We start from the raw sequence: 12,845 nt of genomic DNA, 5'->3' as shown, positions 1-12,845 counted from the left end.
AGATGGTGGTAGTGACCGGCGTTAAGAAAATCTAACTGTTTGAGTGCATAAGCACGAGTTTTAGATTTTTAGCCGGGCAATAACAGCATCCACAAAATGGTTCTGAGCGAAGAAAACGGACTTTTTACGAGTGCATCAAAGGTTTTCTGATGAAAACAAAAGGTTTTTACCTTCTTATCATATCTGTTTTTCTTTTCCTGGCGGGATGTGCGGCAAAAATAGAGAAACCGCCGGAGCCACTGCTTCCCCTTGTTTTAATAAAGGCCGACGATTTTCCTTCTTTTGTAGATGATCTTGATCAGAAATCACTTGAACTGGCGATCGGTAGAAGCCTGCAGTATTATGACAGGCTGCCGGAGGAAAGGATTTTCCGCTTTGGGAAAAGTGTATATACGGTCAAGGAATTAAGACAGTCCCTTTTAGAGTTTATGGAGATCATCAGAAGCTCCGGCCCGGATGAAATTAGACAAAAAAGAATAAGAGATGCTTTCGATGTGTATAAGTCTGCTGATCGCAGTGAAAGTGAAAGGGCACTTTTTACCGGATACTACGAACCTGTTATGGAAGGATCATTTAAGAGGACTTCAAAATACCGGTATCCGATTTACAGGAATCCCGATGATACCATGGTGATAGACCTCGGAAAATTCAGGGAAAGGTTGAAAGGTGAGAGGATAGTTGCGAGGATCGAAGACGGAGAAGTGGTTCCGTATTACAGCCGCGAGGATATAGACGGAAATGGATGTCTCAAAAACAGGGGTCTTGAGATTGCCTGGTTTGCAGATCCTGTTGATATTTTCTTTTTGCATATTCAGGGTTCCGGAGTGATAAGCCTTCCGGATGGAGATTTTGTTCAGGTTAGTTATTCAATGTCCAACGGTAGGCCTTATCGGAGTGTGGGGAAACTTTTGATTGATACGGGCAAGATTTCCAGGGAGGATATGTCTCTCAGCAGTATCAAGGAATACTTGAGGAGAAATCCTGAAGAAATGTCGGATGTCCTTCATCATAATGAAAGTTATGTGTTCTTCCGCATCGTCGAAAAGGGCCCCGTGGGGTGTTTGGGTGTTCCCGTTACGTCTGAAAGGTCCATAGCGACCGATTCCAAACTGTATCCAAAAGGGGCTCTTGCATTTATAGGGACTAAAAAACCGCTCTTAGACAGGAACGGAAAGATAAAATCCTGGGTTTCTTTTTCGCGTTTTGTCCTCAATCAGGACACCGGTGGGGCAATAAAAGGTCCAGGCAGGGTAGATCTCTTTTGCGGGAAAGGAAGCTATGCCGAGATTATGGCGGGAAGTTTAAAAGAAGAGGGGGAGTTGTATTTCCTGGTGAAGAAAAGAAAGTAGGGATCGATACTCCCTCAAAGGTTCCTCGAACTGAACAGCGAGCGCATTATTCTTCGAATTACTTCGTTCCCCGCTGCTTGCGGCGGGGAGATTCAATGGTTCCGCTACAAAATATGGACTAAAATTTGTTTTGCAAAATTTAAAGATTTTCGTTATTTTGCTTGACAGTTCTTTTTCCCCTATGCTACACAGGTTTACATGGGGAACATTGAGTTAGCTCTTGGTACTCTTGAGTTGCCGGTTGTATGGTAGCATGAGGAGTAAGAAGAAAGGGTATTTTTAAGGAGGGCAATTTTAAAACCTATTAAAAGAAGGGGGGAAAGGTATGACTAAAGCAGAATTGATTGCAGCAATTGCAAATGATGCAGGCATTACAAAGGTAGCTGCGGCAAAAGCACTGGGATCGTATATGGAAACGGTAACCCAAGAACTAAAAAAGAATGGAAAATTTGGTTTGGTAGGGTTTGGTTCATTTAAGGTAGTTAAACGAAAAGCGAGAAAGGGGAGGAATCCTCAAACGGGTGAAGAAATTAAAATCAAGGCGAGAAAGGTCGTCAGGTTTAAACCCGGTATGGCACTTACCAATAAGGTAAAGTAAGCAGAAAAAGCAATAAAAATAATGATTACACATTTAAGACCTCCGGTTTCTGGAAAAATCGGGGGTCTTATTCTTTTTGCATAGTTTCGGGTATGAAAAACATCAAGAACTTGCTATTGCAAAAGCTGCCGGAAAATATTACGGAGCTCCTGATATCGTCGGGAAGGTGCGCCGACGATATGGGCTTTAAGGCATTCATTGTGGGTGGGCTGGTAAGAGACCTTTTTTTAAATTATGAAAATCATGACATTGATCTTGTTGTTGAGGGGGAGGGTATAAGGTTTGCTGAAGTCTTGGCGCGAGAGTATGGTGCCAGTATATGTTGCTATGAAAGTTTTGGCACGGCGGCTCTAACGTTTTCTGATGGGTACAAGCTGGATGTTGCAACGGCAAGAACTGAGATTTATGAACATCCCTCTGCGCTTCCGAAAGTTAGACCCGGTTTGATCAGGGATGACATGTACAGGCGGGATTTTACAATAAATGCACTTGCAGTTGGCTTAAACCCTGATCATTTTGGGAAATTGCTTGACTTTTTCAATGCAAGAAAAGATATAAAACGAAAATTGATAAGGGTCATGCACGATTTAAGTTTCATTGATGATCCCACCCGGGCGTTCAGGGCTGTGAGATTTGAACAAAGGTTCGGTTTTAGGATAGTTAAATCAACTGAAAAGCTGATTAAAAACTTGGTTGAAGGGGACCTTTTTACTAAATTGGCTGATTATCGAATCTCTTCGGAACTTCAGCTTATCCTTCGGGAAAAGGATCCTCTTCCAGCCCTGAAGAGGCTCGAAGAACTTGGTGTTCTCGGACGTATTCGTCCGAGAGCAGCTAATAACAGAGGAATAAAACGCTTGCTTGATAAGATTGAGAGTGTATCTCCAGCTTGATTGGCACGCTATCCTGTTTTTGTGAAACCGTATTCTCAAAACTCTCATATTTTTATTTCAGGGGGTATTGTGGTAAAAAAACGAATTTTGAGTGGAATGCGCCCTACGGGGAAGCTCCATTTAGGCAATCTCCATGGAGCACTCACGAACTGGGTTGAACTTCAGAACAGGGATGATTATGATTGTTTCTATTTTGTTGCCGACTGGCATGCGTTGACGAGTGAATATAACGATACCAGTCTTATAAAAGAAGATACGATTGACATGGTTATTGACTGGTTCAGTGTTGGTTTAGATCCGGCGAGGAGTACGATATTTATTCAGTCCGATATAGAGGAGCATGCCGAACTGTTTCTTATCCTTTCAATGATAACACCGCTGTCCTGGCTTGAGAGGAATCCAACTTATAAAGAAATGAAAGCAGAGCTGACCGATCGTGACCTTTCAACTTTTGGGTTTTTGGGGTATCCGGTCCTTCAGGCTGCAGATATCATCATGTATAAGGCCAACGGTGTACCTGTAGGTGTGGATCAGCTTCCCCACGTAGAGCTGACCCGTGAGATCGCCAGAAGGTTCAATTTTTTGTACAAGGAAATTTTCCCCATCCCGGAACCGATTCTTACGGACGTTCCCAAACTGCTCGGTATAGATGGGCGGAAAATGAGCAAATCTTATGAAAACTCGATCTATCTTGCCGATAGGGGAGATGTTTTAGAGAAAAAAGTGGGGACCATGTTTACCGATCCGCAGCGGATGAGAAAGAATGATACGGGAAGACCCGAACTCTGCAATGTCTTTGCATTTCACCAGATTTATTCACCGTCCGGTGAGGTGGATGAAATATCAATGGAATGCAAGAAAGCGAAAATAGGCTGTGTCGACTGCAAGAAGCGCCTTGCCGGCAGGATATCAGAAGGCATGAAATCTGTTCATGAGCGTCAGGACTACTACCGGAGTCATCTAAAAGAAGTAAAGGAAATGATTGCTGAGGGAAATATCAAGGCCAGAAATGTCTCCCGTATGACGATGGAAGAGGTGAGGGAAGCGGTGAAAATCTAAGGAGTCAGGAGACAGGAGTCAGAATTCAGGAGTCAGAATTCATGAGACAGGAGAGAGTAGTTATAAGAGAAATTATTCCGCTTTCATTCTGACTCCTGTCTCCTGAATTCTATATTTTATATTATGAGTTATGAAGTTAAACTTGATATCTTTGAAGGTCCTCTGGATCTCTTGTTGTATCTTATAAAAAAGAATGAGATTGATATCTATGATATTCCTATAGCTTTTATTACAGAGCAGTACCTGAAGCATTTAGAACTTATGAAGTCTTTAAATCTTGACCTTGCCGGGGAATATTTAGTGCTGACAGCTACCTTGCTTTACATAAAATCGAAGATGCTTCTGCCGGTTCAGGATGGTGATGAAGAGGATGAATCCGATCCACGGGAGGAGCTTGTGAAACAGCTTCTGGAATATCAGACCTTCAAGGAAGCATCCTTGAACTTGGATAATAGGTTCCTGCTTGGAAGGGATGTTTTTAAAAGGGGATATTCTGCCGGCGAAGAAATTGATATGGAGAAAAGGCCTTTCATGGAGGTCGGTGTGTTCGAACTTGTAGAGGTCTTTCGTACGATAGTGTCTTCAATGGTAGATGAGACCTTGATAGAAATTGATATTGAAAGGATATCCCTGTCGGACAGGATAAATGAGATTATGGAAAGACTTGGCAGGGAGAAAGATATAACCTTTACAGACTTATTGGGAACTGGGGCAAGCCGTAAGGAAATAATATATACTTTTCTTGCGATCTTGGAACTGATGAAATTAAGGTTGCTTCGAGCTTATCAGGCAAGTTCCTTTGGAGCAATCAGAATTAAGACAAGGGACGCTTCACCAATTTCTAATTAATTGAGGAAACACTCCTTTATTTAGTTTTTAAGAATGAAAGACATAAAAGTTATAATAGAAGCCCTCATTTTTACTTCTGAAAATCCCCTTACTATTGACAGGCTCAGGGAAGTTCTGGGGGATGAAGTTGACAAAAAAGAGATCAGAAATGTTCTCAGTGATCTTATGGCGGAATATGGCGGGAGAAATGGCGGGTTTTATCTTGAAGAGGTTGCAGGGGGATTTCAGTTCAGGACAAGGGTAGGTCTTGGCGAATGGATAAAAAAATTAAAGGGGATAAAGCCGGCAACGCTTACCCCGGCCGCTATGGAGACTCTTGCGGTAGTTGCATACAGGCAACCGGTTCTAAAGTCGGAAATAGACAGGATACGGGGCGTTGATGTCAGCGGCCCCCTCAGGGGATTGCTGGACAAGAAGCTGGTAAGGATGGTTGGACGAAAGGATGTCCCCGGCAGACCGATGCTTTATGGTACCACGAAGCGGTTCCTTGAGGTATTTAATCTGAAGGACCTGTCAGAATTACCGACACTGCGGGAATTGAAGGAACTGGAGAAATAGACTGCCATGCAGGAACGCCTTCAAAAAATAATTGCCGGCGCCGGTGTTGTTTCCCGGCGAGCAGCAGAGAAGCTTATCAGTGAGGGGAGGGTGAGCGTTAATCGCAGAGTAGTAAGGCGGTTGGGGACTAAGGCTGATACTCAGAAGGATGAGATAAGGGTAGATGGGAAATTAATATCTACAGAAGTGTCCCAAAAATACCTGATGCTGAACAAACCGAGCGGGTATATTACATCTCTCAAAGACCCCCAGGGGAGACCGGTCGTAACCGATTTAATACATGATATGTCCGAGCGGGTATTTCCCGTAGGAAGGCTTGATTATGATTCGGAAGGGCTGCTTCTGATGACCAATGACGGCAGTTTTGCCCAGAGACTTCAGCATCCTAAATTCGCTATTCCAAAGACATATATGGCTAAAGTCAAAGGAAATATTACAAGGGAAAAGGTTCGTATCATCAAGAACGGGATAGAACTCGATGATGGAAAATTTGTTCCTTCTGATATTGTGCTTGAAAAGATTAACAGAAAAAGTTGCTGGATCAAGTTGACTATTTTCGAGGGGAGAAACAGAATTATCAGAAGAGTTTTCGAGTCGATAGGACATCCGGTCGTAAGGCTGCAAAGGATTGCCATTTCCGATATCCACCTTGATGATCTGGAAGTGGGAGAGTATAGGTACTTGCGAAAGAGAGAGGTTCAAAGATTATTGTCTCTTTCTTCAGAATAATCAGTATCCGCTAAAATTATCTTGACTTTTATATTATAAAGTGAATAATATTCACTACTAAGTTGTAGCGAAATAATGGCATAAAAGTTATCCAAGGGGGCGTTATGAATAAATCTGGATTGATTGGGGCGTTAAGCAGGAAAGAAGACCTGACAGAAAAAGAGGCGACAGATGTTGTCAAATTAATTTTTAAAGGGTTTACCGATGAGCTTAAAAAAGGTGGAAGGATAGAGATAAGAGGTTTTGGAAGCTTTGTTATAAGAGAGTATGATGCTTATACGGGCAGGAATCCCAAGACTGGAAGCAATATTGAGGTATCTGCAAAGAAACTTCCCTTTTTTAAAGTAGGCAAAGAGCTCAGAAAAGGTGTTAATCTTAAAAAATAGAGCCTTTAAAGAGAAGTTAAATTTACTTTTTTACAATAATGGGGGATCGTGAATTATGCTCCCTTTTTTCATCACCAGCCTGGCATTTTATGGATGATCAGTTTTTTACTGCTGATAGGAAACGCAGGCTCCCCCATATCAATCTAATCCTTTTTGTTATCACCATTCTGACTACCCTGATTGCAGGTACTCTGCAGCAGGGTATAAATCCTATTGAGCACCCCCGGTATCTATGGAAGGGAATACCCTTTTCCTTTACCCTCCTTCTGATATTGGGCTGCCACGAGTTTGGACACTACTTCATGTCACGGAAACATAATGTAGACGTGACCTTACCGTATTTTATTCCGGCACCATCCTTTATAGGAACATTCGGGGCATTTATAAAGATGAAATCACCGATCATGGACAGGAGGATTCTTCTTGATATCGGTGCGGCGGGTCCCCTTGCCGGAATTATTGTAGCAATTCCAGTTCTTTTTATCGGCCTGGTCCTTTCTGAAATAGTGCCTGAAACAACAACAGGCGGAATACATCTTGGCACTTCTATCCTTTTCTCCCTTCTCAACTGGATTGTTCATGGTTTCATGCCGGACAATACAAGTCTGATTCTCCATCCGATAGCATTTTCTGGATGGATAGGACTCTTGGTTACCTGTCTGAATCTTCTTCCCGTAGGGCAGTTGGATGGGGGGCATGTGGCGTATGCAATATTCGGGTCCAGGCAAAGGATTTTGGCTAAAGTTATATTGGTTATGCTCTTAGTGTTGGGGTTTGCCGGTTGGAGCGGGTGGCTGGTATGGGCGGGCCTTCTCCTTTTTATGGGTGTTAATCATCCGCCAGTTACCTATGACTGGGTGCCGCTGGATAAGAGGAGGAAGACCATAGGTTTAATAACCCTGATTGTGTTTGTGGTTACCTTTACGCCGGTTCCATTTTGAAAAGAGTTCAGAGTTCCGAGTTTAAAGTTCAGAGTTCTGATCGAGACACCAAGCCCGGAACTCTGAACCCGGAACCCGGAACTCGGAACTCTTGCTAAGGCAGCATTCCCTTTTCCCTGAAGCTGAAAAACTTGTTTTCTCCAATGATAATATGGTCGTGGACAAGTATTTCAAGCACCTTGGCAGTTTCCTGGATGGCCTTCGTCAGCTTAATATCGGCCTCTGAAGGTTTCACGTTGCCGGAAGGATGGTTATGAACGAGTATTATTGCGGATGCCTTGTGTTTTAATGCTTTTTCGAGAACTTTCCTTGGATAAACAACTGCTTGATTAACTATCCCCTCCTGTATGGTTTCTATATTTATAATCCTGTTTTGAGCATTCAGATAGATTACGTTGAACCTCTCGTCCCTCAGCCCACCCATCGAGGCCTTGCAGTAATTCAACAGCTCGTCTGTGGATGTTATCTGGGGATTATCCTTTACTTTCTTCTTTAAATACAGAGTTCCAAGATCCTTCACAAGTTTTATAAGGATAGCCGTATGAGCACCCATGCCTTTTACTTTTTCTATTTCATTTGTCTCGGCGTCCAGAAGGCCTTTAATGCCACCGAACTTTTCCAAAAGTGTCTTAGCCAGGGGCTTCACATCTTTCCTCGAAATTGCGTAGGACAGAAGAAGCTCTAACGCTTCGTAATCATGGAATAAATCAAGCCCCGATTCAGAAAATTTACTTTTCAGTCGCTGGCGATGTTCTTTATAGTGAGGCTGGTCGGAGTTCATGGTTACCTTGTCGATTAAGATAGTTACATTGAGAGATTATACGGAGATTTTAATATCCATTCAAGCAATAATCCAACGTAACAACTTTTTACAAGGGGAGGGAATGGTGATTTGATATAATTTTTCAAGTATTCAAAGGCCGTTTTTCACTTGACTTTTTATGAAGTTATGTTTTACCCTCCAGATGCTAAATTATAATGGCTTGGTTGTTGCGGGTCGGTTTTGCTCTGAAGAAGTACTCCATTTGCCAGAGTGGCGGCCTTAAGTTTGGGATCATTATGTAAAATTTTGGAAAGGAGGTTAGCGTTTTGGCAAACGGGACAGTAAAGTGGTTTAGTGAAAAAAAAGGGTATGGGTTCATTGAACAAGAAGACGGTCCGGATATTTTTGTTCATTACTCCTCCATCAACACTCCCGGGTTCAAGTCCCTTGCTGAGGGTGACCCAGTGTCATTTGACGTGGAAGAAAGTGATAGAGGGCCTGTAGCAAAGAACGTTATTAAAAGTTAGTTTCGCGATCATATATTTATAAAGATTATAGAAGGGCATTTCGTTGATGAGATGCCCTTTTTATTTTGGTGTTTCATCAACCATCTTTTGCATTTTTTGAAGCCGTGCGATTCGCTCGGTGAGAGGAGGGTGGGAGTAATGAAACCAGGCGTAAACAGGGTGGGGATGGAGGTTTGCAAGATTGTCTTTTGCGAGACGCCTGAGTGCGCTGCACAGTGGTTTGGTGTTTCCTAAAAGCCAATATGAATAGTCATCCGCTTCCCGTTCAAACTTTCGGAAGACCATCGAAACCAGAGGGGTAAAGAAAAAGGAAAACGGGCTGAAGAGAGCAGTTATAAGAAAAAGTCCCACATAGGGTATGTTTGTTTCAAGACCGAAGGTTCGATACATTGGTGACCAGTCCATCAGACGGTAAACAAGATAGAAGAGAAAAAAGGAGACAATTTCCATAAACAGCAGTTGTTTCATGATGTGTTTCTTTTTCCAGTGCCCTATTTCATGGGCAAGAACAGAGAGGATTTCGTCTGATGTATGGGATTCAAGCAGGGTATCAAATAAAACGATCCGTTTGGTTTTCCCGATGCCGGTAAAATAGGCGTTGGTGTGTTTGCTTCTTCTTCCCGCATCAACCTGATAGACCCCCTTTGTTTTGAGTCCCACTTTTTCCATTATGGATATGATCCTCTGCTCCAGTTCCTGATCTTTTATCGGTTCATACTTGTTGAACAGAGGGGCGATAACGATCGGGTAAAGCCACAGCATGAGGAGTTGAAAAGCGGCAAAGAACATCCATGCCCATAGCCACCATGTTTTTTCAGCGTAGTAGATCAGCGCCAGCAAAGGACAGAAGAGAAAAACCATTAGAAGGGTCGAAATAAACAGATTTTTCAGTAGATCAGTTATCCAAAGCTTTAAGGTGATGGTGCTGAAGCCATGCCTTTTTTCGATCACAAAAGTGCTGTAAAAACTGAACGGGATGTCCGAGATACCGCTGATTGCCGCAAGGACAGCGAAGAACAGGAGTCCTGACAGAATGAAGTGTGGGTTATGTGACAGCAGAGTACCGACAACCCATGGCAAGAACCCGCTCAACAGTATGGCGAGCATGATTAGATCGCCAGAAAGAGCTTCGATGGAGCTCAACCGGGAGGAATCTACAGTATAGTCGGTCATTCGGGAGAGGGTTTCAGTATCTATTTCCCCGCGGAAGACTTCGGGAACCTGATGACCGAATCTGCGGAGATTGTGGATGTTGATCTGTGTCAGGGTCCATCTAAAAACAGAACTGGTTGCAAAGACAATAAGGAAAACAAGGAGCAGAAGGTTAAATTGAATCATATTTTTGACAATTCTGTAGGGTGGTATTTTATATGCCACCGTTTGTAGAAATAAAGAATGTAGGGCCTGTTCCCCGAACAGGCCTGTTTAAGGCCGATGAGGACATCGGCCCCTACTTCACGTCGGCAAAGTACTGGTCGTAGAGTGAGGTAAAACCGTCTTTCCCAGTGGCCAGCATGAGAGTATGGGGCATTGCTTCTCTTCCCAGTGTCAGCATCTTTTCGGCAGTTTCTCTTATATCCCACTGAGCGTCTCTGTCTACCCTAAGTCGGGCGATATGGTATAACTCCCTCGCGTTTATCTTTATGGCAACTCTTTTTCGATGGGAGTTAGTCAGTATGTAGGCTGCCGCGGTCGGGGCCAATTTCTTTATCTGATTATAAGTTTCCTCTGTCCTGGATATGACATCTCTAAAACGGCTCTCCATTCCGGTTTCGGATATCGCTGGCGGTATTGTGATGCCAAGTGTTGGGTCGTAATCCTGGCAGGTTATAGTGGCTATCCGATGCCGTTTCAACTGGGCAAAGCATGTTGCACTTATGGTGAGCTCGAAGAGGAGGTCGACGTTTTCAAATTCCCGAAGGGCGGCATCATATGATTTCATATACCGGCAAGCGGTTTTGATAATTTCTTCCTTTTCTTCTCTTTCCATGGAAGAGGCAATTGTCATGCACTCCTCTAAGGGAATGTTTGATGAAGAGTGTATAAGTGTGGCCACAGTTCTGTCATCGGCATCAGGTGTTGAATATGAGAGGATGACAGTATCTTCTTCGGTGTTTCTTCCCTTTTCAGCTCCTCCGCCCCGTTTTCCAATCAACTCTGTCACCTTTGTCTTCATGTCCGGCCTCGTCATGAGGTCAAATTCGGTCGGCTTTGTGTATCTGATCAGAGAGGGGGCAATATCTTTCGTTGCACGGTAGAGTTTTTCGCTGTACTCCTTGGCCTCGGCCAGAGGGTGAGCGGCACAGCGCCTCAGCATTAACTCAAGGTTTCTTGCATTGAGGGTCATTCCGAGCTGGGTTTCAGTTGCCATGGAAATAATGTATCTTGCGTCTTCCTTTGCCCATCCTTCTAAAACCCTGTGGTTTGCCGGATCAGATGCCATCTCCTTGTTTTTTTCAAAGACATACGGTTTAAGAGATGAATATAACTCATGGTAAAATTTGTTCTGCTCTTTGATAGTATTAATGTAGGAATCCTCGATACCTGTTTGCCGTATTTCTTCAGGAATGACAAAGTCGTCTTTCAGCAGGACATACCTTTGCGATTTTTCTGTGTAGGAACAGAGGCGAAACTTTTCGATTTCCTCAACGAGGAGGCGTGAAACGTCAAGGACATCTATGTTGAAGACGGCATGTTCGGCGATGGAACTGTGTCCCATGCCGAAGACGATATTACGGTTGGACTGCCTTGCCTTTTCAACTTCGTTCCTGGCCATTTCTCTCAGTTTATTTACAGGGTGGGGATTTCTGCTGATACGGGCATAAGCAGCGGAGATGGTCTCAGGTGTGAGGGTATTTACATCGGGTTTTGATGATTCGATTTCTTTTATAATTTCATAATCAAGATTGTATCCGGCAAGAATTATATTCAAAGTAGAGTTTGCCTCCGATTTTCTATTATGAAACCTGTTTTGGAGTCTGTTCCCCACAGGTAATATCGAATTCCTTATAGCAGGATTTGAAATCGCGGTCAAACAGCTTTCCCTGATAAAGATTTTGACAATGTAATTATAGGGATGATAGATTAATCTTGTATGTATTAAATAAAAAGAGGGGGAACTATGAACGGGGAGATTATTTTAAACGAGGTTGACAAGGTCGAGATACTAACACTACAGGACAACAATATAGATATTGTAGCGATGGATGATAGTGCCGTTATATCGAGGGCGAAGATTGCCAAGGACGGGAAAATAAAAAATTCCATTCTGGCGGAACATGGTTATTCAGCTATAGTCAAAACTACAACAGGAGATAAGACGAGAACAATGTTGTTTGATTTCGGGTTTTCAGAAGGCGGGGCGGCTTTTAATGCTGATGTGCTTGGTGTGGAGATGGAGGCAGTTGAGGTGATGGCCCTTTCTCATGGTCATACTGACCACATTGGAGGTCTTGGGAAGCTTGTCAGAATGATCGGTAAAGAGGGAATAGAATTGGTTCTCCACCCGAGTGCGTTCAGGTTTCCAAGGTATTTGAAAATGAGAGAAGATTCTAAGGCTTATTTCCTGAAATTTACAAGGGAAATAGTCGAAAAGGCAGGGGTCAAAGTTGTGGAAACAAAAGAGCCTTATAGTCTTTTAGATGGTGACGTTCTGTTTTTAGGGGAGATAGAGCGTAAAACAGATTTTGAAAAGGGATTTCCCAGCGCTCATTTTGAGGAAGATGGCGTTGAAAAATGGGATCCCATAGAAGATGATACCTCAATTGTGATGCACGTAAAGGGAAAAGGCCTTATTGTCCTTTCAGGATGTGCACATTCCGGCATTATCAATACGGTAAATTATGCCAAGGCTGTTACGGGTATCGATGAGGTCTTTACAATTATGGGGGGCTTTCATCTTTCAGGTCCGGCATTCGAACCGATTATAGGCAGGACGACGGAAGAACTGAAGGAATTTGATCCCGAATATATGATACCGCTTCACTGTACCGGCAGAAAAGCGATTATGCATATTGAAAAGGAAATGCCGGATCAATTCATTTTGAATATGTCAGGAACAAAACTGACCTTTGCAGCATAGGAGTATCATTGATTCCCCTGCACGTGGATTGGCCTTATTATATCTAAATAAGTTCATATGTTAAGAAAAAAGTGACAGTGTTAAAGCAGTGTTTTTATTGACAGACTTTCTA

Annotated in this window: 14 protein-coding genes; 11 read left to right on the top strand and 3 right to left on the bottom strand. The window is 43.1% G+C overall.

Annotated features, from left to right (window positions below):
- Positions 1 to 149: 149 nt before the first annotated feature.
- From Q7J27_02550 to Q7J27_02510, 9 genes are all read left to right on the top strand, one after another.
- Positions 150 to 1,349, top strand: a complete 1,200-nt coding sequence (locus tag Q7J27_02550; GenBank protein ID MDO9528020.1) for an MltA domain-containing protein — start codon at positions 150 to 152, stop codon at positions 1,347 to 1,349.
- A 325-nt stretch (positions 1,350 to 1,674) separates the two neighbouring features.
- Entirely contained in the window at positions 1,675 to 1,947 is a 273-nt protein-coding gene (locus Q7J27_02545) for an HU family DNA-binding protein (GenBank protein MDO9528019.1), read from the top strand.
- Between the two features lie 92 nt (positions 1,948 to 2,039).
- Complete coding sequence (locus tag Q7J27_02540) at positions 2,040 to 2,840, top strand: hypothetical protein (protein ID MDO9528018.1); 801 nt, start codon at positions 2,040 to 2,042, stop codon at positions 2,838 to 2,840.
- Positions 2,841 to 2,909: 69 nt separating this feature from the next.
- Positions 2,910 to 3,899, top strand: coding sequence for a tryptophan--tRNA ligase (gene trpS, locus Q7J27_02535; GenBank protein MDO9528017.1), 990 nt, complete (start codon positions 2,910 to 2,912; stop codon positions 3,897 to 3,899).
- Positions 3,900 to 4,022: 123 nt separating this feature from the next.
- Positions 4,023 to 4,748, top strand: coding sequence for a segregation/condensation protein A (locus Q7J27_02530; protein MDO9528016.1), 726 nt, complete (start codon positions 4,023 to 4,025; stop codon positions 4,746 to 4,748).
- A gap of 33 nt (positions 4,749 to 4,781) precedes the next feature.
- Complete coding sequence (gene scpB, locus Q7J27_02525; GenBank protein MDO9528015.1) at positions 4,782 to 5,306, top strand: SMC-Scp complex subunit ScpB; 525 nt, start codon at positions 4,782 to 4,784, stop codon at positions 5,304 to 5,306.
- Positions 5,307 to 5,312: 6 nt separating this feature from the next.
- The gene (locus Q7J27_02520) at positions 5,313 to 6,035 is read left to right on the top strand and encodes a pseudouridine synthase (protein ID MDO9528014.1); all 723 of its coding nucleotides are present in this window, start codon (positions 5,313 to 5,315) and stop codon (positions 6,033 to 6,035) included.
- A gap of 104 nt (positions 6,036 to 6,139) precedes the next feature.
- On the top strand, positions 6,140 to 6,421 hold the full coding sequence (locus Q7J27_02515; protein ID MDO9528013.1) for an HU family DNA-binding protein: 282 nt from the start codon (positions 6,140 to 6,142) through the stop codon (positions 6,419 to 6,421).
- An 89-nt stretch (positions 6,422 to 6,510) separates the two neighbouring features.
- Positions 6,511 to 7,362 (top strand): site-2 protease family protein, encoded by an 852-nt coding sequence (locus Q7J27_02510; GenBank protein ID MDO9528012.1) that lies wholly within the window; start codon positions 6,511 to 6,513, stop codon positions 7,360 to 7,362.
- Positions 7,363 to 7,456: 94 nt separating this feature from the next.
- On the opposite strand, the gene radC is transcribed toward Q7J27_02510, so the two are convergent.
- Positions 7,457 to 8,143, bottom strand: a complete 687-nt coding sequence (gene radC, locus Q7J27_02505; protein MDO9528011.1) for a DNA repair protein RadC — start codon at positions 8,141 to 8,143, stop codon at positions 7,457 to 7,459.
- Positions 8,144 to 8,451: 308 nt separating this feature from the next.
- On the opposite strand from radC, the gene Q7J27_02500 reads away from it, so the two are divergent.
- The gene (locus tag Q7J27_02500; GenBank protein MDO9528010.1) at positions 8,452 to 8,652 is read left to right on the top strand and encodes a cold shock domain-containing protein; all 201 of its coding nucleotides are present in this window, start codon (positions 8,452 to 8,454) and stop codon (positions 8,650 to 8,652) included.
- A 60-nt stretch (positions 8,653 to 8,712) separates the two neighbouring features.
- Here the strand turns inward: Q7J27_02500 and Q7J27_02495 are convergent, their stop codons facing one another.
- Complete coding sequence (locus Q7J27_02495; protein MDO9528009.1) at positions 8,713 to 9,990, bottom strand: M48 family metallopeptidase; 1,278 nt, start codon at positions 9,988 to 9,990, stop codon at positions 8,713 to 8,715.
- A gap of 112 nt (positions 9,991 to 10,102) precedes the next feature.
- Positions 10,103 to 11,584 carry an FAD-dependent thymidylate synthase gene (locus Q7J27_02490; protein ID MDO9528008.1) on the bottom strand — a complete coding sequence of 494 codons (1,482 nt, stop codon included), beginning with the start codon at positions 11,582 to 11,584 and terminating at the stop codon, positions 10,103 to 10,105.
- A 189-nt stretch (positions 11,585 to 11,773) separates the two neighbouring features.
- Between Q7J27_02490 and Q7J27_02485 the strand changes: the two genes are divergently transcribed.
- The gene (locus Q7J27_02485) at positions 11,774 to 12,733 is read left to right on the top strand and encodes an MBL fold metallo-hydrolase (GenBank protein ID MDO9528007.1); all 960 of its coding nucleotides are present in this window, start codon (positions 11,774 to 11,776) and stop codon (positions 12,731 to 12,733) included.
- Positions 12,734 to 12,845: the final 112 nt, after the last annotated feature.

This window comes from Syntrophales bacterium (genome assembly GCA_030655775.1).
GTDB lineage: Bacteria > Desulfobacterota > Syntrophia > Syntrophales > JADFWA01 > JAUSPI01.
This window is presented reverse-complemented; position numbering and strand designations above follow the sequence as displayed.

Bases quoted from the DNA above. Each gene is read 5' to 3' on its own strand.
- Q7J27_02550 (MDO9528020.1), top strand. From the start codon at position 150: ATGAAAACAAAAGGTTTTTACCTTCTTATCATATCTGTTTTTCTTTTC.
- Q7J27_02545 (MDO9528019.1), top strand. From the start codon at position 1,675: ATGACTAAAGCAGAATTGATTGCAGCAATTGCAAATGATGCAGGCATT.
- Q7J27_02540 (MDO9528018.1), top strand. From the start codon at position 2,040: ATGAAAAACATCAAGAACTTGCTATTGCAAAAGCTGCCGGAAAATATT.
- Q7J27_02530 (MDO9528016.1), top strand. From the start codon at position 4,023: ATGAGTTATGAAGTTAAACTTGATATCTTTGAAGGTCCTCTGGATCTC.
- scpB (MDO9528015.1), top strand. From the start codon at position 4,782: ATGAAAGACATAAAAGTTATAATAGAAGCCCTCATTTTTACTTCTGAA.
- Q7J27_02520 (MDO9528014.1), top strand. From the start codon at position 5,313: ATGCAGGAACGCCTTCAAAAAATAATTGCCGGCGCCGGTGTTGTTTCC.
- Q7J27_02515 (MDO9528013.1), top strand. From the start codon at position 6,140: ATGAATAAATCTGGATTGATTGGGGCGTTAAGCAGGAAAGAAGACCTG.
- Q7J27_02510 (MDO9528012.1), top strand. From the start codon at position 6,511: ATGGATGATCAGTTTTTTACTGCTGATAGGAAACGCAGGCTCCCCCAT.
- radC (MDO9528011.1), bottom strand. From the start codon at position 8,143: ATGAACTCCGACCAGCCTCACTATAAAGAACATCGCCAGCGACTGAAA.
- Q7J27_02495 (MDO9528009.1), bottom strand. From the start codon at position 9,990: ATGATTCAATTTAACCTTCTGCTCCTTGTTTTCCTTATTGTCTTTGCA.
- Q7J27_02485 (MDO9528007.1), top strand. From the start codon at position 11,774: ATGAACGGGGAGATTATTTTAAACGAGGTTGACAAGGTCGAGATACTA.